Genomic DNA, 26,125 nt, shown 5'->3' with positions numbered 1-26,125 from the left:
GCCGCTCGTTCAGCGGCATGTTTTGTTCCCCAGAGGGAGCTAATCCTCGGTAGGCGTGGAGAGCCCGCGGGCGCTACTCGTCGAGGGCGTAGGCGATGATATCGTCGCCGACGTCCGGCGAGTGGCTGGCGCCGCCGGCTGAGATAACCACGTACTCTTTACCCGTTTTCGGCGATTTGTAGATCAGCGGCGCGGCCACTGCGCCTACCGGCAGGCGCGCGCGCCACAGCTCTTTCCCGGTCGCCGAATCCAGCGCCCGCAAATAGTTATCCTGAGTACCGGCAAAGAAGATCAGCCCGGAAGCCGTCGAGGTTGGTCCGCCCAGGGTCGGCATTCCCAGAGGAATATGCAGATGGGTTTTCAGCCCCAGCGGACCGGTATCTTCGACCGAGCCCAGCGGCACCTGCCACAGCAGCTGGCGGCTATTGAGGTCAACGGCGCTCATGGTGCCGAACGGCGGCGTGTTGCACGGTACGCCCAGCGCGGACTGCAGAATATCGATCCGCACGCCGCCGTACGGCCCGGCGATCTGCGGACGAACGGTACCCATAAAGCCCGGGACTTCGTCGGTGGAGACCTTGTATTTCGCCATATCTTCCTGGCGCACCAGCGACATTCTCAGCGGCATACGCATGTCGTTAACAAACAGCGTCCCGGTGCGCTCATCGATGGTGATGCCGCCCCAGTTCATGCCGCCCAGCAGGCTCGGCCATTCGATATAGGGCTTCTCTGACGGCGGCGTATACATTCCAAGATAGGTGGACTCTTTGAAGTCGATACGGCAAATCAGCTGATCAAACGGCGTCACGCCCCACATTGATTTCTCGGTTAACGGCTCGACGCCGAGCTGCGGCATACCGGTAGAGAACGGCTGGGTCGCGGAGAGACGCTCGCCTTCCGCCCCGCCCTGCGCCACCGGCCGCTCCTCTACGCGGGTCACCGGCTTGCCGGTACGGCGGTCAAGGACGTAGATTTGGCCGGTTTTGGTGGTCTGGATCAGTACCGGGACCTCTTCACCCTGGTCGTTCTTCATGTGGAACAGCACCGGCTGGGACGGCAGGTCATAATCCCAGATATCGTGATGCACGGTCTGGAAGACCCACTTCGTTTCACCGGTGCTGGCATCGACCGCCACCACCGAGGAGCCGTACTTCTCTTTGGCCTCGTTACGATCGCCGCCCCAGTAATCCGGCGGACCGTTGCCGGTCGGCAGATACACCAGGTTCAGCTCTTTATCAAAGCCCGGCACCGTCCAGACGTTCGGCGTTTCGAGAGTGTAGACGCGGCCTTTTTGCGGATCGGTCACGTTTTCCGGCTGGCCAACGTCCCAGGCCCACACCACCTTACCGCTGCGCACGTCAAAGGCGCGGACCACGCCGGAGGGCTCGCCGTGAACGATATCGCGAACCCAGCCGCCGAGCACCGCGATGTGCCCCATAATCACCGGGGTTGAGGTGGGGTGATAGCGCTTGCTGTTTTCGGTATTATCCATCCCCTGCTTCAGATCGACGCTGCCGTGAGTGCCGAAGTCCTCGCACAGTTCACCGGTTTTCGCATTTAGCGCCAGCAGACGGGCGTCAACGGTGGAGACCAGAATCCGCTGCGGGCACTGCTGCAGCGACGGGCTGGCCTTCTCTTCGGCGCTGAGCGAGGCGTCGCTCTGCGCATCGTAATAGCCCACCCCGCGGCAGGTAACATGCTCTGCGGTCTGCGCGTGCGGGTCAAAGCGCCAGCGCGCTTTACCGGTGTCGGCATCGAGGGCGGTCACCACGTTGAGCGGCGTGCAGGAATAGAGGGTATCGCCAATCTGCAGCGGGGTATTCTCATCAACCCCAATCCCGGCGCCGGTCAGGCGACGGCCGGTGTGATAGGTCCAGGCCACCTTCAGATTTTTGACGTTTTGCGGGGTGATTTGGTCATAAGGCGCGAAGCGGGTGCCGGAAGCGTCACGGCCGAAGAACTCCCAGTTATCGCTTTTCGCGGCCTCGGTCGGCCTGCCGTCGGTCGCCGCTTTGACGACCCCGTTATGGATGCCGCCGTGCGGATAGAATGCCGACACCAGCGTCGCCAGCAGGGCAATAAAAATCACCGCAGCGCTGCGGTTCGCGTAGCGGATCTGCGCGCGTTTGAGCGGCAGGGTCGCGGCCAGCCACAGGCCCAGCATCAGCAGCAGAGCGGGAACCACCAGCCGCGGGATCAGGCCCCAGTAGCTAAGCTGGACTTCGTATAGCGCCCAGACCAGGGTCAAAAAGAAGGTAATAATTGCGAAAGGGAGAACGTATTTACTGCGGATAAGGTAGCCGACGGCGATAACCATGTAGGCCAGGCCCGCCAACAGATACCAGGCGCTGCCGCCAAGAGAAAGGAGCTTGCCGCCCCAGATAGCTAAGAACAGACCAATGCAAAAACTCAATAACACAAATAGCAGGCGCCAGGCGGTGAAGAACATCCCTCTGCCGCTTCCTCGTTGTTCGTCCATATTTCATCCCATACGACGTTAGTCGTTATAACCAATGTATTTATTTTAAACAGTGCTTTATTGACATAATTAAGGCACAGACCACATAACATACTGGTTGGACGCTCCTGAGCGGAGCGAAGAACGTAAGAAAGTATATGAGTTTGTAAATTTTATGTAAAACTATCCAGCATTTTATGTTTAAAATTTTTTAATTTATAAAAGGAAGTTGATAGACGAAGCGGTTTTAAGCACTACGCCGCGAGGCCGGAAGATAGCGCGATGGTCAAAGAGAGTGAGGAGTGGTCCGGTGCAGCAGGAAGCTATCCCGAACCGGAGGGAGCGATACGCAGCCTGCGGAAGATTGCGGGCTAGTGCCTGCTAGTACGGGAGAGTACGGGAGAGTTCGGGAGAGAGTGGGCATTAGCCGGCGATGATGGAAGATATCGGGAGACGCTTATAAATAGCTGGAAATAGCCGGAGATGGTGGGAGATTGCCGGCCAACAGCCCCCTGTTGACCGACAACCCCACCGCAGCAGATTAACCGGCGCTAAGACGCCCGCCAAGCTGCTGCATTGAAGCCGCAAGCTCGTGCTGCGCCAGCTCCTTCAAACTTTCACGTTTGATAAACTGGCTGCGATGCTTACTTTTGACCTCTTCAAGGCTTTTCTTTATTTCCTGCGACGGCAGCTTATACCAACCGCGACGATGCTGCTCACCGCCCACTTCCAGCCATAGCGCAGCGTAATTAGTCATTACTTTGTCGCTTTTAACGTGGAAATTGCTGTCAACCGCATAGATCTCTTTAATATTACAGTGCTGTAAAAAACCGTACAGCAGCGTGATAATTAAATTTTTAGGTCGGATACCGTGAAGCTCCTTAGTCAGGACTTTAATTTCATCACCGGTCACGTCTTTCCCTCCCTGAATGCCGCCAATATAAGCGCGGCCGTCGGCGGTACAGGAAAAACAGAGACTGTAGATGCGTCTATTATCGAGAAGCATTAACAGCATCAGCTCCCCTTCTTCCTGAAAAGGCGATGCCAGCAGCTTAACGTCAATGCTGGTACCATTTTTCAGCGGAACGGTCGCTACCGTCAACCCAAACTCCGTCACGTTATACAGCTGCGGCATGATCGCTGCGGAAAATGTTTTTTCCATAAAAATCAACGAGCCGTAGGCGATATCGAGTTTGGTTCTCTTTGACAACTTCTTATTTAAATAGGCTTTGAAGGGTTTATCCTGAAAGCTGACCAGCCCCTCCGTGGCGCCGGTTAATCTGGCGCAAACGTATTTATCACACAGCGCCCGGTATTCCCTATATTTGCCCCCTGCCAGAGGTATTTCTCTGCATCGACGTAACACCTTCTTATATTTGAGTTTAACATTACAAATGAGTTTATTATTTTTTCGCCATTCTTTGATGGCGACTGCTGCTGTTATAGCCATCGATCAAGATCCATAGAATCAACCATAATCGCGGCAATAATATCATAAATCATTCAAGTCAACGCTTAGTTACCCGTTCGTTGTCCTTTCATTTAATAAATAGCCAGGTAATCATTCTGTAGAACCTGAAATTAAATTAAGCCCGCCTGTCAACTCTCATTATTAGCAGTCGGCTTTATTATTCATCTCCTGCTGGGGGAAACGGGCGCGGGTTACCGCTACGTGCTGTCAACGACGGCACGAGGTGCCCCCTCGCCCGTTTTGCCCTATAATCTGGCCACGGTCAAAACTGAACTAAAGTGGGTAACTCATGGAAATTGATCTCGACAACCTGGTTTTTAGCGGTCTGGAAGAGGCGCAGGAGCGTAACGCTGAACGCCTTGAAGACGCGGATAAGAAAGCCGAGGCGATCGTTGCCGATGATGATTGCGGCGACGCCTGCAAAATCTGATTTTTGAACCGGCCGACGAGGCCGGTTTTTTTATGTCCTCTCCCCGCTGAGAAGTAAAACCATCTACCCACCCCGCATATAGAAGTATTTTTTTCTCTAAAAGTCGGTTTTTACATAGCGAACATGCAACCTATTTCTCTGTCTGGTGCGCTAACATTCCTCCTGAAGCGCCAGCCGTACTGTCAATGCTGGTTTGACGGCTGAGATGCTCAGGACCGGGAGAGTTGAGGTTCCGCTTCGTTCACTCTCTCGATGGACCTTTTCCTGTACCCAACAGAGGCTCAGTCATGCCACACCGGGAAACCCGCGTAAAATGGAACGCCTTCATCACCGTCCTCAGGCAAGAGGTTAAGCCGGCATTAGGCTGCACCGAACCCGTCTCCGTCGCCCTCGCCTGCGCCGTTGCGGCACGGCAGCTATCCGGGGCCATCGTACGCATTGAGGCATCGGTGTCGCCCAATTTAATGAAAAATGGAATGGGGGTTACCGTGCCGGGCACGGATATGCTCGGCCTGCCTATTGCTGCAGCCCTGGGCGCTATCGCCGGCGACCCGCAGGCGAATCTTGAAGTGCTTAAGAGTGCCAGCCAGCGGCAAATTGCCGCGGCCAAAGCCCTGCTCACCGTCGGCGCCGTGCGCATTGTCCTGCAGGAGCCCTGCGAGGAGGCGCTCTACGTTCGCGCGAGGGTTTATGCCGGCGACCAGCACGCGACGGTCACTATCATCGGTGATCATACCAACGTGGTGTCGATTGAAAAAATGGGACAACCCGTGTTTGTCAAAACGGCGGAACCCGCCGGCGGCGATCGGCCGCAGCCGCTGGCCCAGGTTGCCGGCAGCTCGCTGCGCCAGCTCTTCGATTTTATTCGCGACGTTCCCTGCGAAGAGATCGACTTTATTTTAGCCGCCGCGCAGATGAACAACGCCCTCTCGAAGAGAGGTCTGGCGAAGGAGTGGGGTCTGCATATTGGGCCAACCCTTAAGCGTCAGGTCGATAAGGGTCTGGCCGCAGACGATATTTTTAACGAAATCCTCTATCGTACCAGCGCCGCCTCGGATGCCAGAATGGGCGGCGCCACGCTCCCGGCAATGACCAACTCCGGTTCCGGTAATCAGGGCATTACCGCCACCCTGCCGGTAGTGGTTGCCGCTGAACGGCTCGGCGCCAGCCGGCAGCAGCTCACCCGCGCGCTGGCGCTGTCGCATCTCGTGGCTATCTACATCCACAGCAAGCTTCCGCGCCTCTCCGCGCTCTGCGCCACCACCACCGCCGCAATGGGCGCCGCGGCGGGGATTATCTGGCTGATGGAGGGGAGTTACGACAATATCGCCATGGCGGTCAACAATATGATTGGCGATATCAGCGGTATGATTTGCGACGGCGCCTCCAGCAGCTGCTCAATGAAGGTCTCGACCAGCGTCTCTTGCGCATGGAAAGCAACCCTGCTGGCGCTGGATAATTCCGTCGTTTCCGCCAGCGACGGTATCGTCGAGCGCGATGTGGAAAATTCGATTCGTAATTTATGCGCCCTCGCCGCGCAGGCCATGCAGCATACCGATCGGCAGATTATTACCATCATGGCGCACAAGCACTATTAGCGACGTCCCCGGGCTGCGGCGCACGCGACCGCGCCGGGGAGAACGCTGACAATATCATCGCCCCGCTCAGCACAGGGCTGCCGGGGCATCGAGGCAAAGCGTGAGGCTTAAACCTGCGGACAATAGGCGAACAGCGCCGGGGCGCCGCCGGTATGGATAAACATCAGCGGACCGCTGCCGCTGAATCGCGATTTTTGCACGCCGTCAATCAGCCCCGCCATCGCCTTGCCGGTATAAACCGGGTCCAGCATGATGCCTTCGAGGCTCGCCAGCAGCTCAACCGCCCGCATCCCCTCGCTATTCGGCGTGCCGTAGCGCGGCGCAAAATAGTCATCCCACAGCGTTATCGGCGAAGAGGTCATCACGTTGAGCCGCGCCGAGAGCTCGTTCTGCAGCGTTACCACCTTAGGCAGCTGATCGCTGGCAAGGCGTGAAACGGTCACTCCAACCACCGCTATATCCGGCCAGCAGTGGGCAAAACCTACCGCCAGTCCGGCATGCGTTCCCGCGCTTCCCGAAGGTACCACCAGCGAACCGATATTGAGATCCATCCGCGCGCACTGCCCGGCAATTTCCAGCGCACAGTCAACGTAGCCCAGCGATCCCAGCGCATTCGAGCCGCCAACCGGGATCACGTACGGCTTTGCTCCGCCGCGAGCGAGCCTCTCGCTAAACGCCTGCAGCTGCGCATCAGGATCGCTAAGCGCCTCGACGTTTTCCAGACGACAGCCCATCATCGAGGAGAGTAAATAGTTACCGTTTGCGAGATAGTTTGGCGCATCCGTGGCGATCGGATTTTCAAGCAATGCCGCGCATTTCAGGCCCAGATGCGCGGCCGTGGCCGCGGTCTGGCGCACGTGATTCGACTGAATGGCACCTGCCGTCACCAGCGTATCGCAGCCTTGTTTAAGCGCATCTGCTGCGAGAAACTCGAGCTTTCTGAGCTTATTGCCCCCCATACCAAGATAAGAAAGATCGTCTCGCTTAATATAGATATCGCGCTGCAGATACTCCGACAGCCGTCTGAGGTGCTGGATCGGCGTCACCGCCCCTACCAGCTCAACGCGCGGCAGCGCCTGCAGATAATTTTTTATCAGCATTACGTTTGCTCTCAATAAGAAGGAATAAAAACGGTGGCGCGACGCGGCCACCGTTGTGATAACGCTGAGGCGTCGTTAGCCCTGCCAGGCCACCGCTTCAATTTCGACTTTGACATCTTTCGGCAGGCGCGCAACCTCCACGCAGGAGCGCGCCGGATACGGCACCGAGTGCTGGTCAAAAAACCCGGCGTAGGCCTGATTAATTGCCGCAAATTCGTTCAGGTCCTTAACGAAAATATTAACCTTACAAATATGTTCGAGGGCTAATCCGCCGGCTTCAATAATAGCCTTAATATTCCCCAGGCTTTGCCGGGCCTGCCCGGCGGCACATTCGGCGATCTCGCCGGTAGACGGATGAATCGGCAGCTGCCCCGAGGTAAAGATAAAACCCCCTGCCCGGGCGCCCTGAATATAGGGGCCAATAGCTTCCGGAGCCTGCGGCGTAGAGATAATCCTGGTCATGATAAATCCTTGTATGAGTATTGAGCGTTAAATCGAAAACCCGACGATTAAATAGACGATGAGCGCGAGGAACCCGGTGACCAGCGCATAGGGCATCTGCGTGCGAATATGCTCAATGTGATCGCAGTTGGTGGCCATTGAAGCCACGATGGCATCGCTGGAGATAGGCGAAGTCATGTCACCAAAGATTGAACCGGAAATAGCCGCACCGATCATAAAGTGAGGGTCGATACCGAGCGAAACGCCCAGCTGCACGCCAATTGGGATCATAATGGCGAACGTTCCCCACGAGGTCCCGGTGGCTAAAGACATGACTGCCGCAATCAAAAAGATAAAGCCAATCGAAAATCCGGAGGGGATAACGCCCGAGGTAATGGAGGCAATATACTGCCCGGTGTTGAGCTCTGCCGAAATATGTCCCATCAAAAAGGCGAGGATCATAATTGAGCTAATTTTCACCATGCTGGCGTAGCCGATATAGAGCTCTTTAAAGAAATTCTCGACGTTTAAAATGCCGCGTAGTCTGAACCAGGCAAAAGAGACGACGGTACCGAACATCACCCCGGAGTAGACCGACATGGAGCCGCTGCCCCTGGAGAACTGCCCGTCGCCGGTAATATAGAGCACCACCGGAACCATCAGCACGGTTGAAAGAATAGGGATAAAGAAATTAAGCAGCGAGGCGCATGCCGGATGATCAATCACCGGGTCCTGCTCCGCTTCACTCTCCTCCTGCTCTTGCTCCATCAGGCAGGACTCAAAGCGAACTTCCGCCTTTTTCATCGGCCCCCAGGTAGAGCCGGAAAGGATATAGAAGATGACGGACGCCAGCGAAAACCAGGCCATGATATTCCAGACCATTGAGCTGGCCAGCACTTCAAAGGGTTCGCCGGTCAAATAGCCCTGCGCAATCTGTACGCCGATAATCCCCATCATCGCCGCCCCCCAGCCGTTGATCATCACCGATGAGCAGACCGATACGCAGGAGGTTTGAATGATGTAGGACATCTTTTCCGGCGAGACCTTATAGCGCCGGGCGAGATTTTTTGTCGACGCCCCGGCAATCAGCTGGTTAATCGAGCTCTCGATAAAGATAAGCGAGGTGACCAGCATCGCCAGCAGCTGAACCGACTTCTTATTGGTGACAAAGTCGTTTTTCTCAGAGAGAAACTGGACCAGCTTGCGCACGCCGCCGGTTACCACGATGAGCCGCATAATGCCGCCGATCATTACCATAAAGATAATCGTTCGCGCGTTGCCCGCGGAGGCAAAGGTCTCAATGATGCCGTTGAGGGTGCCGCCAACGCCCTGGATCAGGCTTTGATGAATCACCGCATACCCGACAAAAATGCCGGTCAGCAGGGAGAGGATCACCTGCCGGGTGAGGATCGCCAAAATAATGGTGACCATCGGGGTGATAATTGTCCAGATGCCATAGTCATGCATGATCGCCATCCTGTGTGCGGGCGCCGGCGGCAAAAGCCGCATCAAGATCGGCTAGCAGATCCTCAACGTTCTCGATCCCGATGGAGAATCGAAGCGTGGTGTCGTAGACGCCTATCGCTTCCCGCTCCTCTTTTGACATCGCGGCATGCGACATCGATGCCGAATGATTGATCATGCTCTCCACGCCGCCCAGCGATTCGGCAAGCACGAAATAGCGCAGACCGGAGATAAAGCGTTTCAGGCCCTGCAGGTCGCCTTTTAGGGTAGCGGTAACCACCGCGCCCCCCGAGCGCATCTGCTTTTTGCACAGCGCATGCTGCGGATGCGAAGGCAGGCCGGGATAATAGACGCGAGCAACCGCCGGATGATTTTCAAGATACTCGGCGATACGCTGAGCGTTGCTGCACTGGCGCTGCATGCGGACATCCAGCGTTTTCATCCCACGCAGCGCCAGGTAGGCATCGAAAGGCGATGCGATAGAGCCGATGGTCGTTTTGATAAAATCAAGCCGGGCGGCGAGCAGTTCGCTATGGGCGATCACCGCCCCGCCAATTAAATCGGAGTGGCCGCCGATATATTTACTGGTGGAGAGCATAACCAGATCCGCACCCATTTCCAGCGGCTGATGGTTCCAGGCGCTGGCGAAGGTATTATCGACGCAGGTCAAAATACCGCGCGCTTTCGCAATACTGCACACTTTATTAATATCCACCAGCTCCAGCAGCGGATTAGTCGGCGTTTCAATCCAGATTAAATTCGTATTTTCCTGAATACTGGCAATCAGGCATTCTTCATCATTAAGATCAATATAGGAAACGGTGGCGCCGGTTGTATTACCCTTTAGCTTATCGAATAGGCGCCAGGTGCCGCCATATACACCCTGCATCGCAATAATATGTGAGTCTTTCGGCAATAGCTCCATAACGATATTCGTGGCGGCCATGCCTGAGGCGGTAGCGGTGGCATAAATCCCGCCCTCCAGCTCGGCAAGCGCCGACTCATAAGCCTTACGGGTCGGGTTCGACACCCTCGAGTAGCAAAAATCGCCGCCTTCATTGAGATTCGGCTGTATAAAAGAGCTGGCGGTAACAATCGGGGTAAATATGGCATTATTCGCCGGATCAATTTGATTCCCGGCATGGACAACCAGAGTCGCAATATCTTTAAATTTATTTTTCATAGGATATACTCAAACTATTATTCGACATTAGGCATTGAACATTTATCTCGCTAACAGCATCAGCGCCGGCTAATAAAACAGCAACCAAAACGCTGCGCAGCGCTAAAAAAATAGCCAACCCCGCTGCTATCAACACAGATATTTTTATAAATCAACCACTATTAAAATATATATTAGCGCCCGAAGTAAATCTTACCTATTTTCCCCCAAACAAGGGCAAAGTGGAGAAATTTATTCTCCAAAACCCAAAAGGGTAATTTTGTAATTTATTGATAAATATCACTATTTTTATTAATGGTGATTTGAATCACAAAAAATAGGGGAAAAATCACACTCTTTACCCCTTGCCCGGGGAAATTCATTCCCCAGGCCGGGTCTGCGTCAGCATTACGGCAAATACCGTCCCTGCGGTCAGGCGGGCAGAAAACCCTTCAGCGTGTCCAGCAGCGCCTGCGCCGCTTTTGAGAGCTGCATATGTCCGGCGTGGATCACCCCGATGCATTTTTCAATCGGCGGGTTATCCAGCGGCAGGCACACCGCCCCCAGCGCCGCCATCTGCGAGCGGCACAGCGCCGGCACCGCGCTGCCGCCGAGGCCGCTGGCGACCATCCGCCCCACCGTCACCAGCTGGTGGCTCTCCAGCGCCACGTCGAGCTTACGCCCGCTGCGCGCCAGCTCCTCCTCGAGCATCAGACGCACCGCCGACGGCCGCTGCAGGGTAATAAAATCCAGCGTCAGCAGCTCCCGCCATGAAAGGTGGCTTTTGCCGGCTAAGGGGGACGCTTTCGGCACAATCGCCACGAAGCGGTCTACAGCGAGAGGCGTAAAAAGCAGGTTGTTGGTCGGCGCGGGCTCAAAGGCGATGCCCATCTCCACCCGCCCTTCGCGAACCATTTCAATCACCTGTTCGTTGATGACGTCGTGAACCGTGACGTTAATCGCCGCATAGCGGTCGCGGAAGGCTTTCAGCACCTCGGGCAGCACGTTCGCGGCAAAGGAGGGCATTGCGGCGATGGAGATTTTTCCCCGCTGCAGGGTAAAGCTCTGGCGCATCGCCTCTTCGGCGTTATCCCAGTCCGCCAGCAGCTGGCGGGCCATCGGTAGAAAAATCTCGCCCTCCTGCGTCAGCGTCACTTTACGGGTGCTGCGCTGCAGCAGAGGGCCGCCTAAAACCTCTTCCAGTCCCTTGATCGTCAAACTGAGCGCCGGCTGGGAAAGATTCAGCCTCTCGCTGGCGTGAGCGAAATTCAGAGTGTGAGCTACCGCTAAAAACGCGCGTAACTGTTTGACACTCATTCTCATTTTTTATCCTGTTAACTAATTGAAAAAATTTAGTTAACAATAAATTAATAAAAAAACCAAATGAGTGGGTCACAAATTCAAAATTAACAAATCAGTCTGCGCCCTCAATGATAACCCTATCGCAAGCCAGCAGAGGTGAAACATGGCAGGACTGGATAAGCGCGTCGCCAGCTACGAAGCGGCGCTGGAAGGATTAACCGACGGAATGACGGTACTGGCGGGCGGCTTTGGCCTCTGCGGGATCCCGGAAAACCTCATCGCCGAAGTGAAGCGCCGCGGGACGCAGGGTCTGACGGTGGTGTCCAATAACTGCGGCGTCGACGGCTTTGGCCTCGGCATGCTGCTGGAGAGCCGCCAGGTGCGCAAGGTGGTGGCCTCCTACGTGGGCGAAAACGCGCTCTTTGCCCAGCAGGCGCTGAGCGGCGAGCTCGACGTCGAACTCACCCCCCAGGGCACGCTGGCGGAGAAAATTCGCGCCGGCGGGGCCGGTATTCCGGGGTTTTATACCGCCACCGGCTACGGTACGCCGGTGGCGGAAGGCAAAGAGGTACGCCAGTTTGCCGGCAAGCACTACATCCTCGAAGAGGCCATTAGCGGCGATTTCGCCCTGATTAAGGGCTGGAAGGCCGACTGGTACGGCAACGTTATCTATCGCCACACCGCGCAAAACTTTAACCCGCTGATGGCCGCCGCCGGGCGCATTACGGTGGTGGAAGTAGAAGAGATTGTCCCCCCAGGCGAGCTGCCGCCGGCCACCATTCATACTCCCGGCATCTACGTTGACAGGCTGATCGTCGGTAACTTTGAGAAACGTATTGAGCAGCGCACGCTGCGCGCGGGGAACCTCTGACTATGCTGACTCGTGAACAAATGGCGATGCGCGTCGCCCGGGAGCTGCGCGACGGCGACTACGTCAACCTCGGTATCGGCATCCCGACGCTGGTCGCTAACTACATCCCCGACGGCATCGACGTGATGCTGCAATCTGAAAATGGCCTGCTCGGCATGGGCGGCTTTCCGCTGGAAGAGCAGCTCGACGCCGACATGATTAACGCCGGTAAACAGACCGTCACCGCCCGCGTCGGCGCGGCAATTTTTGACTCCGCGCAGTCCTTCGCCATGATCCGCGGCGGCCACGTCGACCTGACCGTGCTCGGCGCCTTCGAAGTGGACGTGCAGGGCAATATTGCCTCGTGGATGATCCCTGGAAAAATGGTCAAGGGCATGGGCGGAGCGATGGACCTGGTGGCCGGGGCGCAGAACATCATCGTGGTGATGACCCACGCCTCAAAGGATGGCGAATCCAAGCTGCTGGCGCAGTGCACCCTGCCGCTCACCGGCGTCGGCTGCATTCAGCGGGTGCTGACCGACCTCGCCCTGCTGGAGATTATCGACGGGGCATTTGTGCTGCGCGAATACGCCCCGGGCGTCAGCGTCGCGGAGATTGTCAGCAAAACCGCCGGCCGCCTGATCGTCCCTGACGACGTGCGCGAAATGCGCTTCAACTGAGGATATCCCTATGCAAGAGGTTGTGATTGTCAGCGCCGCCAGAACGCCGGTCGGCAGCTTTCGCGGCGCCTTCGACACGCTTTCCGCGGTGGATCTCGGCGTTGAGGTCGTGCGCGGCCTGCTGGCCCGTAGCCAGCTCCCGGCGGATGCGGTCGATGAGCTTATTTTCGGCCAGGTGCTTACCGCTGGCTGCGGACAAAACCCGGCGCGCCAGACGGCGCTGCGGGCCGGGCTGTCGGTTGATACCCCGGCGGTGACGGTGAACCTGGTCTGCGGCTCCGGGCTGAAGGCCGTTCAGCAGGCGGCCCAGGCCATCCGCTGCGGCGACGCGGAAATCGTCATCGCCGGCGGTCAGGAGAGCATGAGCAACGCGGCGTATCTGGTGGATGGCGCCCGCGCCGGGCTGCGCTTCGGCCACACCACCCTGCTCGACAGCATGATCCAGGACGGCCTGTGGGACGCCTTCAACGACTACCACATGGGCATCACCGCCGAAAACCTCGCCGACGAATTCGCCATTACCCGCCAGCGCCAGGACGCCTTCGCCGCCTGCTCGCAGCAAAAGGCGGCGGCGGCCATCGAAGCGGGCCGCTTTGACGATGAAATTGTCTCCGTCAGCGTCAGCCAGGGCAAAAAGGCGCCGCGGCGGGTTGAGCACGACGAGCAGCCGCGCCCGGATACCAGCGAACAGCAGCTGGCGCAGCTGCGCCCGGCCTTTCGCCCGCAGGACGGCAGCGTCACCGCCGGCAACGCCTCTTCGCTAAACGACGGCGCGGCGGCGGTGCTGCTGATGAGCGCCGACAAAGCCCGTGAGCTGGGGCTGCCGGTGCTCGGCAGAATAGTGAGCTCCGCCGTCGCCGGCGTTGACCCGGCGGTGATGGGAATCGGCCCGGTTAGCGCCTGTCGGCTGGCGCTGGCGCGCGCCGGATGGACGCTGGATGAGGTCGATTTAATTGAAGCCAACGAAGCCTTCGCCGTGCAGGCGCTGGCCGTCGGCGAGGCGCTGGGCTGGGACAGCCGGAAGGTGAACGTCAACGGCGGCGCCATCGCCCTCGGCCACCCCATCGGCGCCTCCGGCTGCCGCATTCTGGTGACCCTGCTGTATGAGATGCAGCGGCGCGGCGTCAGTAAAGGGCTGGCAACCCTCTGCGTCGGTGGCGGACAGGGCATCGCCATGACCATTGAACGTGAACGGGAGGCATCATGAATGAACCAAACATCGCGGTACTCGGCAGCGGGCTGATGGGCGTCGGCATTGCCTGCCACTTTGCCCGCCATGGCCATCGGGTGCGGATCTACGACACCGATCCGGCGCGGATCGCCGAAATTGCCGCCGTCGCCAGCGCCATTCTTAATGAACTGCAGGATGCCGGGCAGTTCGACGCCGCCAACCGCGCCGCGGCGCTGGGCAACCTCTGCGGCACCACCGCGCTGAGCGACGTGGCGGATTGCACCCTGCTGATTGAGGCGATCCCGGAGCGCCTGCCGCTTAAGCACGCCCTGTACGCGCAGCTTGAGGCGCTGATCGCCGACGATGCGGTGATTGCCAGCAATACCAGCGGCCTGCCGCCGGATCGGCTGGCGCAGGGGATGAAGCATCCGCAGCGCCTGCTGATCGCCCATTTCTGGCACCCGCCGCATTTTATTCCGCTCGTCGAGGTGGTTCCCGGCAGCGCCACCCGCCCGGAGCTGCCGCTGCAGGTGAGCGACTTTTTATCCGCCACCGGGCTGGAGGCGGTGGTGCTCAACCGCGCCGCGCCGGGCTTCGTCGGCAACCGCCTGCAGTTTGCCCTGCTGCGCGAGGCGCTGCACATCGTGCAAAGCGGGATCGCCTCGCCGGAGGTGGTGGACCGGGTAATGCGCTCATCGCTCGGCCGCCGCTACGCGATGGTTGGCCCGCTTGAAGCCGCGGATATGACCGGGCTGGCAACGGTCAAGGATATTTGTCAGCACCTGCTGCCGGAGCTCGCCAGCGGGTCGCAGATGATGGATCTGGTGGCGGAAAAAGTTGCCAGGGGCGAGACCGGCGCCCGCAGCGGGCAAGGGTTTTACCGCTGGGATGAGGCGCGCAATGCCCGTATTCAGTCGCGCCGGGAGCACCTGCTGCGCCACGCCCTGAAACCGTAACTTCTCGTACCGTACCCAACAATAACAATGAGAGTGAGGAGTCGTGATGAGTGTTTTGATTGCCCTGGCCGCACTGGCGCTGCTGATGCTGGCCGCCTACCGAGGATATAGCGTTATCCTCTTCGCCCCGATCGCCGCCCTTGGCGCGGTACTGCTCACCGACCCGAGCGCCGTAGGCCCGACCTTTACCGGGCTGTTTATGGAAAAAATGGTCGGCTTTGTGAAGCTTTATTTCCCGGTGTTTCTGCTGGGGGCGGTGTTCGGCAAGCTGATTGAGCTTTCGGGCTTCTCGCGCTCGATAGTCGCCGCGGCGATCCGGCTGCTCGGCCGCCGTCACGCCATTCCGGTCATCGTGCTGGTCTGCGCGCTGCTGACCTACGGCGGCGTGTCGCTGTTTGTGGTGGCCTTTGCGGTCTATCCCTTTGCCGCAGAGCTGTTCCGCCAGAGCGGGATCCCCAAGCGGCTGATCCCGGCCACCGTCGCGCTGGGCGCCTTCTCCTTCACCATGGACGCCCTGCCCGGCACGCCGCAGATTCAGAACATTATTCCGACCAGCTTTTTCGGCACCAACGCCTGGGCCGCGCCGTGGCTCGGGCTGATTGGATCGCTGTTTATTATTACCTTTGGCCTGCTGTGGCTGGATCGCCAGCGCCGCAGGGCGCAGGCTCGCGGCGAAGACTACGGGACGGATCTGCAAAATGAGCCGGAAACGCCTGACAATATTAACCTTCCCCATCCGCTGATTGCGATTGCGCCGCTGCTGCTGGTGGGCGTGCTGAACCTGCTGTTTACCCGCTGGATCCCGCAGTGGTACGGCCCGACCCACGAGCTGAGCCTGCCGGGCCTGGCGAAGCCTATCATCACCGAGACCGGCAAAATCACCGCCATCTGGGCGGTGGAAGCCGCCCTGCTTTCCGGCATTTTAGTGGTGCTGCTGTTCGGCTTTCGCAACATTCGCGGCCGCCTCGCCGAAGGCAGCCGGACGGCGGTGAGCGGGGCCATTCTTGCGGCCATGAATACCGCCTCGGAATATGGCTTCGGCGCGGTCATTGCCGCCCTGCCGGGGTTTCTGGTGCTGTCAAAAGCGCTGACCGCGATCCCCAATCCGCTGCTGAACGAAGCGATCAGCGTCACGGTGCTGGCCGGGATCACCGGTTCGGCCTCCGGGGGGATGAGCATCGCGCTGGCGGCGATGTCGGATACCTTTATCGCCGCCGCGCACGCCGCCAACATTCCGCTTGAGGTGCTGCACCGCGTGGCCTCAATGGCCAGCGGCGGGATGGATACGCTGCCGCACAACGGCGCGGTCATTACGCTGCTCGCCATCACCGGACTCAGCCACCGCCAGGCCTACGGCGGGATCTTCGCCATCACCGTGATTAAGAGCCTGGCGGTCCTGTTCGTGATTGCCGTCTTCTATTTAACCGGTATCGTGTAGCTGACACCGTTTAACCGGTAACGCTAAGGAAAATAAGATGAATCTTCAAGGTAAAGTCGCGCTGATCACCGGCTCAACGAGCGGTATTGGTTTAGGGATCGCCAGGGTGCTGGCGAAAGCCGGCGCGCAGACCATCCTCAACGGCTTTGGCGATAGCCAGGCCGCCTGCGCCGAGGTTGCACAGCTGGGGCTCGCGCCGGGCTACCACGACGCCGACCTGCGCGACGTAGGCCAAATCGAAGCGATGTTCGCCTGGGCCGAACGCGAGTTTGGCGGCGTCGATATCGTCGTCAACAACGCCGGTATTCAGCACGTCGCGCCGGTCGAGTCCTTCGCCGTCGAGAAATGGGACGATATTCTCGCCATTAACCTGTCGAGCATTTTCCACACCAGCCGGCTGGCGCTGCCGCGCATGCGCGAACGCAACTGGGGACGCATTATCAATATCGCCTCGGTGCACGGTCTGGTGGCCTCTAAGGATAAGTCGGCCTACGTGGCGGCTAAGCATGGGGCGATCGGCTTGACCAAAACCCTGGCGCTGGAGACCGCCAGAACCGGCATCACCTGCAATGCAATCTGCCCCGGCTGGGTGCTAACTCCGCTGGTGCAGCAGCAGATCGACCGACGCATCGCCGAAGGCACGGACCCGCAGCTGGCCAGAGAGCAGCTGGTGGCCGAAAAGCAGCCATCAGGCGAGTTCGTTACCCCGGAGCAGCTGGGGGAGATGGCGCTATTCCTTTGCAGCGACGCCGCCGCCCAGGTACGCGGCGCGGCGTGGAATATGGACGGCGGCTGGGTCGCGCAATAACCGTCGCGGGGCGCAGGACGCGGCTGCCGCATCGTCCTCGCGCCCTGCTGGGATTGCGTAAATAGCGTTGACCAATCAGGCGCTTATTTGCCCGCGACGAAATCATTTCGAGCTATTGATAGAAGAATGATGTATGGTTGCAGGCCATTACATCAGGAAAAAATCATATGTCAGATCGAAAAGACTCGAAAACTCGCCGTAATTACCTTGTAAAATGCTCCTGCCCTAACTGCTCCCAGGAATCAGAACATAGCTTTAGCCGAGTACAAAAAGGCGCCCAGCTCATCTGCCCTTACTGCCACAAACTCTTCCAGTCATCACCCAGAAACGCCGCCTAATCCCTAAATGCCCGACGCTGATTGTGCCTTGCCCCGTTATTTAGATAATTCTTATTATTGGGTCGAATGAGACAATCGGTTTTACCCCGTTCAGGCAAATAGAAAACCCGCACTCCGGCGGGTTTTAAATAGATCAATATTGTATTTCTTTGCATAGCGGACTTTTCCGTCACCCGCAACGAGCACCGTTGGCTGACGAAGTGCCTCACTTTTCCGGTTGCGCGGTTGCCACCCCAGGATGATCAGGTTCGATGGCCACTAAAAAAATAATCACCGGCGGAAGGCTTTCCGGTAATACGCAATATATATTTACTTTAAAATATCATTCACGAAGACTATAAAACCAATAAATTAATAAACCAAAGCAATATAATATTAAGATTGCATCACAATTTCACGGGTGTAGAGTATTCACTCTTAAATAAATAAGGAAATTTAAAATGGCTATACCCGTATATTTGTGGTTGATGGATGACGTCGGAAATGCAGTCAGAGGATCGGTTGACGTCCATCAGCGTGAAGGGAGCATAGAGATTACGGCGCTGGCACATGGCGTATCAATACCAACAGATGATTGGTCCGGCAAAATCACGGCGACGCGTGAGCATGCATCATTTGTATTCACTAAGGCTGTTGATTCATCAAGCCCATATCTCTATCAGTTTACAGGTACAGGAAAGCGCTTAAAATCCGCTGAACTGAAATTCTTTCGAATTAACCATGCCGGACAGGAGGAGGAATACTTCAATATTTTCATGGAAGGGGCACAGATTATTAGCGTTGTTCCTTATATGGAAGATATTAAAGACCCTGATTTTGATCGTTACGACCATATGGAAGCAGTTGAAATGGCCTACAACAAAATCACGTGGAAATATCTGGACGGAAATATCATTCACTCAGATAGCTGGAATGAGCGCAGCGCTGCTTAAGGGGATAAATTATGGCATGGACATACTATCAAAGTACCGGCGAACTCTGGCATAAGGGTAAGCTGGTGGGAACCGGATACGCAGGTAATCTGACAAACAAAAACAACCCGGACCGCCAGCAGGTGAAAGGCATGGGGCCGCTTCCCCGAGGGACTTATCATATCTCCGGGCACAGCAATTCCAGGGGGCCGATGACCATCATCCTGAAGCAGACGTCGGGTGAAAGTTTCGGGCGCTCCTTGTTTCGTATCCACGGTGAGAGGAAGCCACCAGCGACTCCCGGATTTGCATCAGAGGGTTGCATTATCATGGGTCCGCGCGCCCGATCAAAAGTCATTATGTCCTCCGATCGTACGCTTGAGGTAGTTCGGTGAAGCGCTGGATGATTATGTTGGCCTGCGCGCTGCCTATCTCCTGTCAGGCATCCGTTGACGACTGGGGAACGTACCTGAGTCGCATTGCGGATGCAAACCGCAACGTGATTCATCTCCTGCCTGAAAGGGTACGCAGCATCGGGGATAAACTCAGCGATGAGCAGGCGCAGGAGCTGGCGTATGCTATCAGCCTGGCCCTGATCAAAGATCCGGTTAACGTACTAAAGGCAACCAACGTCATAGAGCAGTATCCGGATGCCTTACAGCAGCGTTTCGGTACCTCACTGATATGCAGTATGCCAGCCATATCCCGCTTAACCCTAAACCAGCTAAAAGACTATTTTGCTCATGCCCAACGGGCGCTTGAAAGCGCAGGTAAACCCGCTAAAGCATGCCTGGACAATATGCAGGAGACCTGGGCCGAGGTAAAACGGGAAACCGTCCGGAAACAGTAAGGATATGAATGGCCGCGGCGTCATTCTGCGGCCAGTTTTCCGTGTTGTCATACCCGCTCGTTTTGAAGACACCCCGCCAGCCTACGGCGCCCGCCCCTGCGCCTGCGCCAGCTCACCCTCAATCGCCCGACGCCGGGCATCCCCCGGCGGCAACAGCCCCAGCAGCGCCTGCAGCGCCTCAACCGCCTGAGGATAATCCTCGTTCCGTACCGCGCTCAGCGCCAGCATCTCCAGCACCGGCAGACTCCGCGGCTGCCGCTGATGCAGCTCGCGCAGCAGCAGCTCCCCCATCCGCATCTGCCCGCTATCCCCCGCCCGCACCAGCGCGCTGGCGTAGTCGAAGGTCGCCGCCGGGTCGTCCGCCGCCAGCCGATGGGCGCGGGCAAACGCGCCGATCGCCGTCTCGCCGTCGTTCAGCAACAGGCCGATACGCCCCAGCAGCTGCCAGCCGGCGAGATCCTGCGGATTATCCTGCAGCCGGCTGCGCAGCCCCAGCCGAAGTTCGGCGATCTCATCCATCCGCAGCGGCGCGGCGGCGGGGTCTTGCACCTGCTGCAGCAGGGCCGGATAGTGGCGCTGCGCCTGTTGCCAGAGCAGCACCTGGCCGAAATCGCTGGTTTTAAGGAACAGGCCGCCGCTGAGACAGACCAGCACCAGCGCTCCCGGCAGCAGCACGCGGCGGCCAAGGGGCCGGGGAGCGCGGGCGTCTGACTCCGGAATATCCGCCAGCAGCGTGCGCTGCAGCTCCACCACCAGCGCCTCGCGGGTTGCGCCGTTTTCCTGCTCCAGCTCCTCCAGACGCGAGCGGTAGAGCGCTCGGTTTAGCCAATCCCGGTCCATCGCCCCTTTCTCCTGCCAGGGCAGATAGAGCAGCGCGAGGGCGCCGGCCAGCAGCAGCGCGGCAACGATTAAGAACGCAGTCATGCATCATTTCCTTTTTTCAGTAACGCCGCCAGCCGCTGGCGCTCTTGTTCGCTCAGTGCCGCATCGGTGGTATCGCGGCGCCTGGCGCGCGCCACCAGCACCCCGGCGCCGGCAATCACAAACAGTCCGGGGATCAGCCACAGCAGGATCGTCCCCGCCGTCAGCGGCGGCTCATAGCTGACGAAGCTGCCATAGCGCGCCACCATATAGGCGACGATCTGCTCCTTGCTCTGCCCCTGCTGCTGCAGCTCGTAGACCTTAAGCCGCATATCGGCGGCGATCATCGCATTCGAATCCGCGATGCTGTTGTTCTGGCATTTCGGACAGCGCAGCTGGGAGGTCACCTCGCGAAACGCCTGCTCCTGGGCCTCGTTCTTAAACTGCCAGGTATCAATGGCTCCCAGCGCGCTGCCCGACAGCAGCAGCGCCATCACGCCGCTCAGCAGGCGCTTCATGAGGCCGACTCCCGGCGATATTTTTCCCACAGCGGCCGCAGCTGCTCGCGCCAGACCCGCTCATTAAGATCCCCCGCGTGCCGCCAGCGGATAATTCCCCGGCCGTCGATCAGAAAGGTCTCCGGCGCGCCGTAAACGCCGAGGTCCAGCCCCAGCATGCCGCTGCCGTCGAACAGGCTGATGGCGTAAGGATTGCCCAGAGTATCGAGCCAGCTCACCGCTTTGCGGCGGTCGTCTTTGTAGTTCAGCCCCACCACGCGTACCCCCTGCTGTGCCAGGCCGTTAAGGAACTGATGCTCGGCGCGACAGGTCGGGCACCAGGTCGCCCAGACGTTGAGCAGCAGCGGCCCGCCGCTGACCAGCACCGAGCGATCGTAGAGCTGGCCCGGGACGTTCAGCGCCTCGAGGCGAAACTCCGGCACCGGTTTGCCCACCAGCGCCGACTCCAGCGTCGTCGGGTCATCGCCGTCGGCGTTGCGCATCAGCTGCCAGAACAGCGCCGCCGCCAGCGCCAGGAACAGCGCCAGCGGGAGAAAAAGCCATCTGCGGTTCATGATTGCGCCTCCTGCAGCTTTTTACGCAGCCGGTAGCGCGGGTCGAGCATGCAGCACAGGCCGCCGAGCGCCATCAGCACGCCGCCGTACCAGATCCAGCGCACGAAGGGTTTGTAGTAGAGGCGCACCGCCCAGCTGCCGTCGCCCAGCTCCTCGCCCAGCGCGGCGTACAGGTCGCGGGTCAGCCCGCCGCTAATCGCCGCTTCGGTCATCATCATCCGGCTGGCGCTGTAGAAGCGCTTTTGCGCATACAGCGTGGCTTCCGGCCGCCCGCCGCGGGTGACCTGAATCACCCCTTCGCCGCCGGTCCAGTTGGCGCCCACGATGTTGCGCACGCCCGCGAAAACGAAGTGGTAGCGGTGGATATCAATGCTGTCGCCGGCCTTCATCCGCACGTCGCGCTCCACGCTGTAGCTCTGGCTGAACGCGATGCCGATAACCGTCACCGCCACGCCGACGTGGCCGAGCACCATCCCCCACTGGCTACGCGAGAGCGTCCTTAACCCGCGCCAGAATCCGTGCCGGTGGGTAGCGCGTTCGTGCACCTCGATCAGCGAGAAGATAAGCACCCAGATAGCCATCATCAGGCCCAGCGTCGCCATCGCCGCAATGCGGTCCTCCAGCAGCCACGGCAGCAGCAGCGCCAGCAGCAGGGTAACGACAGCTGAAGCCGCCGCGCGCTTCAGCTGTTTCGCCGCAGCGTCGCGCCGCCAGCGCACCAGCGGCCCTATACCCAGCAGCAGCGCAAACGGCGCCATCAGGGCGGTAAACATGGTATTAAAGAAGGGTTCGCCAATCGAAATGCTGCCCAGCCCCAGCTCTTTATGCACCAGCGGCAGCAGCGTGCCGAGCAGCACCACCAGCATGGCGGCAATCAGCAGAATATTGTTGCTCAGCAGGAACGACTCCCGCGACCACAGCGAATGCTCGACGCGCGCCCGCACCTGTCCGCCCTTAATGGCGTACAGCAGCAGCGATCCGCCGATGGCAATGACCAGCAGCGCGAGAATAAACACCCCGCGCGTCGGGTCGGAGGCGAAGGCGTGGACCGAGACCAGCACCCCGGAACGCACCAGGAAGGTCCCCAGCAGGCACAGCGAAAAGGCGGAGATCGCCAGCAGTACGGTCCAGGCGCGGAAGCTGCCGCGCTTTTCCGTTACCGCCAGCGAGTGCAGCAGCGCGGTGCCGACCAGCCACGGCATAAAGGAGGCGTTCTCCACCGGGTCCCAGAACCACCAGCCGCCCCAGCCCAGCTCGTAGTAGGCCCACGCCGACCCGAGGACGATACCAAGGGTCAGGAAAACCCACGCCGCCTGGGTCCACGGCCGCGACCAGCGCGCCCACGCCGTATCCAGCCGCCCGGCCAGCAGCGACGCGATGGCGAAAGCAAAGGCCACCGAGAAACCAACGTAGCCCATATAGAGGATCGGCGGATGGAAGATCATGCCGATATCCTGCAGCAGCGGATTGAGGTCCCGGCCATCGATGGGATACAGCGGCAGCGTGCGGGTGAAGGGGTTAGAGGTGAGCAGAATAAACAGCAGAAAGCCGAAGGCAATCATCCCCATCACCGCCAGCACTCTGGCGACGGCGTCGAGCGGCATGCGGCGGCTCAGTAGCGCCACCGCAAAGGTCCAGACGCTCAGCAGCAGCACCCACAGCAGCAGAGAGCCCTCGTGGGCGCCCCAGGTCGCGGCCACCCGATACCACACCGGCAGCGCGCTGTTGGAGTTTTCCGCCACGTAGCGCACGGTAAAATCGTTAACCACGAAGGCGTGCACCAGCAGCAGGAAGGCGCCGACGATGCAGAAAAACAGCGCGCAGGCCAGCGGGCGGGCCAGCGCCATCATGCGCCGATCCTGACGCGAAGCGCCCCACAGCGGATAGACGCTCAGCAGCAGGGCCAGGCCCGCCGCGAGGCACAGCAGATAGTTGCCCAGCTCCGGCATCATGGCTGGCTCTCCTTATTCACGGGACTCATGGCGTCCTTTACCTCCGGCGGCGTGTAGTTTTCATCGTGCTTTGCCAGCACCTGGCGGGCGATGATGTGCCGGGGGGAATCCAGCTCGCCCTGGGCGACCACGCCCTGCCCCTCGCGAAACAGGTCCGGTAGAATGCCGCGATAGCTCACTTCAACCGTGCCGCGGGCGTCATACAGCGTAAAGCTGACGTCCAGGGTTTGCGCATTGCGCCTGACGCTGCCCGGCTGAACGTAGCCGCCGATGCGCAGGCGCTGCCCGACGTGCGGTTTGTCATGGGTTTCCGTCTTGCCGTAGATAATCTCTCCTGGGGTATAGAACAGGTCGATGTTGGCGCTCAGGGCGTACAGCGTCAGGCTGAGGGCGAGCCCCAGCCCGGCCGCCACCGCCAGCACGATATAGAGGCGGTTCTTACGACGCGTCTGCATCTGCGGCCTCCCGGTCACGGACGCGCGCGGCGGCAATCCGCCGGTCGCGGGCCTGCTGGCGCCGAACTTCACTGAACAGCGCCCGGCGCTGCCACAGGGTATGCGCCGTCAGCAGACCAAAGCCCACCAGCGCGGCGGCGACGGCCAGCCAGACGTACGGCGCGTAGCCGCCCATCGCCAGAAACGCGGCGAAGGAGGAAAAAGCGGGACTCATTTCGAGGCTCCTTTATTCACCAGCGCGGCCACCCACGGGCGGCGGCGTTCCTGGCGCAGGATCAGATTGCGCAGGCGCATCAGCGTCAGGGTAATAACCAGGCACAGCAGGCCGAGCATGCAGATGCGCAGCGGCAGGCGCATGCTGGGGTCAATACTCTGCTGCATATTGGTCGACCCCTGATGCAGGGTGTTCCACCAGATGACCGAGTAGTGAACGATCGGCAGATTGACCGCCCCGACCAGCACGAGGATCCCGGCGGCGCGTCCCGCCAGGCGGCGGTCGTCGAAGGCGTGCCAGAGGGCAATAATGCCGCCATAAATAAACAGCAGCACCAGCTCAGAAGTCAGACGGGCATCCCAGATCCACCAGGTACCCCACATCGGCTTGCCCCACGCGGCGCCGCTAACCAGCGCGATAAAGGTGCAGACGGCGCCAACCGGCGCCAGCGCCGCGACGCTAAGGTCGGCCATTTTGACCTGCCAGACCATGCCGACGAAGGCCGCGGCAGCCATCGCGGCATAGATCCCCATTGACCCCATCGCCGCCGGGACGTGGAGATACATGATGCGATAGCTCTCCCCTTGCTGGTAGTCGGCGGGCGCATAGACAAAGCCCCAGCCCAGCCCTACCGCTAACAGCAGCGCGCTCAGCGTCGCCAGCCACGGGATCCAGCGCCCGCACAGGCCGTATAGCCGTTCGGGGATCGCCAGTTGATGTAATGCTTTCCACATAGACGTTTACTCACACGACTGTTTTTTTATCACCGCGTCAGAAAGACCGCAGCGGGTTATTGCACCGTCAGCCGCAGCGCGGCGGCGGTGGCAAACGGGCATAGCGTCGCGCTGGCGGCTAAAAAGGCCCCCAGGATCGCCAGATAGCCATCCACCGGCAGCCCCGCAGAGGCGGCCTGCGTTGCGGCGGTGGCAAAGATTAACAGCGGCACCGACAGCGGCAGCACCAGCAGGCTAAGCAGCACGCCGCCGCGCCTGAGCCCCACCGTCAGCCCCACGCCAACCGCGCCTAAAAAGCTCAGGGTGGGCGTGCCCAGCAGCAGGGTCAGCGCCAGCACGCCCGCGTCGTGGGCGGTCATCCCCAGCAGCAGCGCCGCCAGCGGGGAGACGATCAGCAGCGGCAGACCGGTCATTATCCAGTGGGCGACCACCTTCACCAGCACCACCGCCGCCAGCGGCGTCGGCAGCAGCAGCAGCTGTTCCAGGGAGCCGTCCTGCCAGTCATCGCGAAACAGGCGATCCATCACCAGCAGCGCCGCCAGCAGCGCCGCGACCCACACCACGCCCGGCGCAATCTGCGCCAGCAGCGGCGGGTTCGCGCCCACGCCGAACGGAAACAGGGTGATAACCAGCAGGAAAAACCACAGCGGATTGAGGATTTCCGCCCCGCTGCGCCAGGCGAGGCGCATTTCGCGGCAAAACAGCGCCCGCATCATCAGCCCACCGTCCTTTCGCCGCAGAGGCGCAGCGTCCGCAGGGGGCAAGCCAGCGCCCGCAGCGGCTGATGGGTGGTGAGAATGACGCTGCCCCCCGCCTGCACGTGCTGCTCCAGGCGTCGGGTCAGCCGCTCCACCGCCGTGGCGTCAAGGGCGGTAAACGGCTCGTCGAGGATCCACAGCGTCGCCGAAGTCAGCCACAGGCGCGTCAGAGCCACCCGGCGCTGCTGCCCGGCCGAGAGCTGGCTCAGCGCCACGTCCTCATAGCCCGCCAGCCCCATTGCCGCCAGCGCCTCTTCCCGCGCTCGCGGGCTGGTTTGCGCAAAGAAGAAGCGCAGGTTTTCATCCGCCGTCAGCGCCGCCTTGACGCCAGGCCTATGCCCGCACCACAGCAGCTGCTGATGGAAGGCGTCGCGCACCGACGAGAGCGGCTCGCCCTGCCAGTTGACGACGCCGCTTTCCGGCCGCGCCAGGCCGCAAAGCAGCCGCAGCAGGGAGGTTTTTCCGCTGCCGTTATCGCCGGACACCTGCAGCATTTCGCCGCGGTTAACCGTGAACGTCAGCGCCTGAAACAGCAGCCGATCGTCGTAGATGCAGGTGAGTTGTTCTGCGTGCAGCATGAGTGCAAGCCCTTTCAAATCAGACCATAGTCGGCAGCGGCAATCGCGGAGTGCGCCGCGCGAACGGCGCACG

General features: G+C 59.6%; 28 protein-coding genes. 12 read left to right on the top strand and 16 right to left on the bottom strand.

Annotated elements, in window-relative coordinates:
* Positions 1-73 precede the first annotated feature (73 nt).
* The gene (locus M2416_RS07910; protein WP_259223132.1) at positions 74-2,479 is read right to left on the bottom strand and encodes a membrane-bound PQQ-dependent dehydrogenase, glucose/quinate/shikimate family; all 2,406 of its coding nucleotides are present in this window, start codon (positions 2,477-2,479) and stop codon (positions 74-76) included.
* Between the two features lie 520 nt (positions 2,480-2,999).
* Positions 3,000-3,908 (bottom strand): VirK/YbjX family protein, encoded by a 909-nt coding sequence (locus M2416_RS07905; protein ID WP_259223129.1) that lies wholly within the window; start codon positions 3,906-3,908, stop codon positions 3,000-3,002.
* A 310-nt stretch (positions 3,909-4,218) separates the two neighbouring features.
* On the opposite strand from M2416_RS07905, the gene M2416_RS07900 reads away from it, so the two are divergent.
* On the top strand, positions 4,219-4,359 hold the full coding sequence (locus M2416_RS07900; RefSeq protein ID WP_004862935.1) for a hypothetical protein: 141 nt from the start codon (positions 4,219-4,221) through the stop codon (positions 4,357-4,359).
* A 287-nt stretch (positions 4,360-4,646) separates the two neighbouring features.
* Positions 4,647-5,957 (top strand): L-cysteine desulfidase family protein, encoded by a 1,311-nt coding sequence (locus M2416_RS07895; protein WP_143716410.1) that lies wholly within the window; start codon positions 4,647-4,649, stop codon positions 5,955-5,957.
* A 107-nt stretch (positions 5,958-6,064) separates the two neighbouring features.
* On the opposite strand, the gene M2416_RS07890 is transcribed toward M2416_RS07895, so the two are convergent.
* From M2416_RS07890 to M2416_RS07870, 5 genes are all read right to left on the bottom strand, one after another.
* Complete coding sequence (locus tag M2416_RS07890; protein WP_259223125.1) at positions 6,065-7,057, bottom strand: D-cysteine desulfhydrase; 993 nt, start codon at positions 7,055-7,057, stop codon at positions 6,065-6,067.
* A 75-nt stretch (positions 7,058-7,132) separates the two neighbouring features.
* Positions 7,133-7,519, bottom strand: coding sequence for a RidA family protein (locus M2416_RS07885; protein WP_259223124.1), 387 nt, complete (start codon positions 7,517-7,519; stop codon positions 7,133-7,135).
* A gap of 27 nt (positions 7,520-7,546) precedes the next feature.
* A complete protein-coding gene (locus M2416_RS07880; protein ID WP_076948168.1) occupies positions 7,547-8,965 on the bottom strand; it encodes a Na+/H+ antiporter NhaC family protein in 1,419 nt (472 codons plus the stop codon).
* On the bottom strand, positions 8,958-10,145 hold the full coding sequence (locus M2416_RS07875) for a trans-sulfuration enzyme family protein (RefSeq protein WP_076948167.1): 1,188 nt from the start codon (positions 10,143-10,145) through the stop codon (positions 8,958-8,960). The genes M2416_RS07880 and M2416_RS07875 overlap by 8 nt, the downstream gene beginning before the upstream one ends.
* A 411-nt stretch (positions 10,146-10,556) precedes the next feature.
* Entirely contained in the window at positions 10,557-11,447 is an 891-nt protein-coding gene (locus M2416_RS07870; protein WP_259223122.1) for a LysR family transcriptional regulator, read from the bottom strand.
* A gap of 142 nt (positions 11,448-11,589) precedes the next feature.
* Here M2416_RS07870 and M2416_RS07865 point away from each other — a divergent pair, with 142 nt between their 5' ends.
* The 10 genes from M2416_RS07865 to M2416_RS07820 all read left to right on the top strand — a co-directional run bounded on the left by M2416_RS07865 (position 11,590) and on the right by M2416_RS07820 (position 19,428).
* On the top strand, positions 11,590-12,297 hold the full coding sequence (locus tag M2416_RS07865) for a CoA transferase subunit A (RefSeq protein ID WP_041145964.1): 708 nt from the start codon (positions 11,590-11,592) through the stop codon (positions 12,295-12,297).
* A gap of 2 nt (positions 12,298-12,299) precedes the next feature.
* Positions 12,300-12,956, top strand: coding sequence for a CoA transferase subunit B (locus M2416_RS07860; RefSeq protein ID WP_076948165.1), 657 nt, complete (start codon positions 12,300-12,302; stop codon positions 12,954-12,956).
* 10 nt (positions 12,957-12,966) lie between these two features.
* Positions 12,967-14,163 (top strand): acetyl-CoA C-acetyltransferase, encoded by a 1,197-nt coding sequence (locus M2416_RS07855; RefSeq protein ID WP_259223119.1) that lies wholly within the window; start codon positions 12,967-12,969, stop codon positions 14,161-14,163.
* A complete protein-coding gene (locus tag M2416_RS07850) occupies positions 14,160-15,083 on the top strand; it encodes a 3-hydroxyacyl-CoA dehydrogenase family protein (protein ID WP_259223117.1) in 924 nt (307 codons plus the stop codon). The genes M2416_RS07855 and M2416_RS07850 overlap by 4 nt, the downstream gene beginning before the upstream one ends.
* Positions 15,084-15,126: 43 nt before the next feature.
* The gene (locus M2416_RS07845) at positions 15,127-16,521 is read left to right on the top strand and encodes a GntP family permease (RefSeq protein WP_259223115.1); all 1,395 of its coding nucleotides are present in this window, start codon (positions 15,127-15,129) and stop codon (positions 16,519-16,521) included.
* Positions 16,522-16,558: 37 nt separating this feature from the next.
* Positions 16,559-17,329: a 3-hydroxybutyrate dehydrogenase gene (locus M2416_RS07840; RefSeq protein WP_259223114.1), complete on the top strand. Its 771-nt coding sequence runs from the start codon at positions 16,559-16,561 to the stop codon at positions 17,327-17,329.
* 167 nt (positions 17,330-17,496) lie between these two features.
* The gene (locus M2416_RS07835) at positions 17,497-17,667 is read left to right on the top strand and encodes a YnfU family zinc-binding protein (RefSeq protein WP_217698331.1); all 171 of its coding nucleotides are present in this window, start codon (positions 17,497-17,499) and stop codon (positions 17,665-17,667) included.
* 440 nt (positions 17,668-18,107) lie between these two features.
* Complete coding sequence (locus M2416_RS07830) at positions 18,108-18,599, top strand: Hcp family type VI secretion system effector (protein WP_259223111.1); 492 nt, start codon at positions 18,108-18,110, stop codon at positions 18,597-18,599.
* A gap of 11 nt (positions 18,600-18,610) precedes the next feature.
* Entirely contained in the window at positions 18,611-18,973 is a 363-nt protein-coding gene (locus M2416_RS07825) for a DUF2778 domain-containing protein (protein ID WP_259223110.1), read from the top strand.
* Positions 18,970-19,428 carry a hypothetical protein gene (locus tag M2416_RS07820; RefSeq protein WP_259223108.1) on the top strand — a complete coding sequence of 153 codons (459 nt, stop codon included), beginning with the start codon at positions 18,970-18,972 and terminating at the stop codon, positions 19,426-19,428. Before M2416_RS07825 ends, M2416_RS07820 begins: the two co-directional genes overlap by 4 nt.
* A gap of 81 nt (positions 19,429-19,509) precedes the next feature.
* Here the strand turns inward: M2416_RS07820 and ccmI are convergent, their stop codons facing one another.
* From ccmI to ccmA, 9 genes are read right to left on the bottom strand one after another with little or no spacing between them, the layout of a single operon-like run.
* Positions 19,510-20,352, bottom strand: a complete 843-nt coding sequence (gene ccmI / locus M2416_RS07815) for a c-type cytochrome biogenesis protein CcmI (protein ID WP_259223106.1) — start codon at positions 20,350-20,352, stop codon at positions 19,510-19,512.
* Positions 20,349-20,807, bottom strand: coding sequence for a cytochrome c-type biogenesis protein (locus tag M2416_RS07810; RefSeq protein ID WP_076947576.1), 459 nt, complete (start codon positions 20,805-20,807; stop codon positions 20,349-20,351). The genes ccmI and M2416_RS07810 overlap by 4 nt, the downstream gene beginning before the upstream one ends.
* Positions 20,804-21,361: a DsbE family thiol:disulfide interchange protein gene (locus M2416_RS07805; RefSeq protein WP_041145977.1), complete on the bottom strand. Its 558-nt coding sequence runs from the start codon at positions 21,359-21,361 to the stop codon at positions 20,804-20,806. The genes M2416_RS07810 and M2416_RS07805 overlap by 4 nt, the downstream gene beginning before the upstream one ends.
* The gene (locus M2416_RS07800) at positions 21,358-23,313 is read right to left on the bottom strand and encodes a heme lyase CcmF/NrfE family subunit (protein WP_259223105.1); all 1,956 of its coding nucleotides are present in this window, start codon (positions 23,311-23,313) and stop codon (positions 21,358-21,360) included. Before M2416_RS07800 ends, M2416_RS07805 begins: the two co-directional genes overlap by 4 nt.
* A complete protein-coding gene (ccmE, locus tag M2416_RS07795) occupies positions 23,310-23,768 on the bottom strand; it encodes a cytochrome c maturation protein CcmE (RefSeq protein ID WP_259223102.1) in 459 nt (152 codons plus the stop codon). Before ccmE ends, M2416_RS07800 begins: the two co-directional genes overlap by 4 nt.
* Positions 23,752-23,982, bottom strand: a complete 231-nt coding sequence (ccmD, locus tag M2416_RS07790) for a heme exporter protein CcmD (protein ID WP_259223100.1) — start codon at positions 23,980-23,982, stop codon at positions 23,752-23,754. The genes ccmE and ccmD overlap by 17 nt, the downstream gene beginning before the upstream one ends.
* Positions 23,979-24,716 (bottom strand): heme ABC transporter permease, encoded by a 738-nt coding sequence (locus M2416_RS07785; protein WP_041145981.1) that lies wholly within the window; start codon positions 24,714-24,716, stop codon positions 23,979-23,981. Before M2416_RS07785 ends, ccmD begins: the two co-directional genes overlap by 4 nt.
* A gap of 56 nt (positions 24,717-24,772) precedes the next feature.
* A complete protein-coding gene (ccmB, locus tag M2416_RS07780; protein WP_041145982.1) occupies positions 24,773-25,432 on the bottom strand; it encodes a heme exporter protein CcmB in 660 nt (219 codons plus the stop codon).
* The gene (gene ccmA, locus M2416_RS07775; protein WP_259223097.1) at positions 25,432-26,052 is read right to left on the bottom strand and encodes a cytochrome c biogenesis heme-transporting ATPase CcmA; all 621 of its coding nucleotides are present in this window, start codon (positions 26,050-26,052) and stop codon (positions 25,432-25,434) included. The genes ccmB and ccmA overlap by 1 nt, the downstream gene beginning before the upstream one ends.
* Between the last annotated feature and the right edge of the window lie 73 nt (positions 26,053-26,125).

Origin of the sequence: Klebsiella sp. BIGb0132, from assembly GCF_024810075.1 — a bacterium.
GTDB classification, from domain to species: domain Bacteria; phylum Pseudomonadota; class Gammaproteobacteria; order Enterobacterales; family Enterobacteriaceae; genus Klebsiella; species Klebsiella terrigena.
Note: the sequence above shows the minus strand (reverse complement) of the source record. Positions and strands in the feature narration are given on the sequence as shown.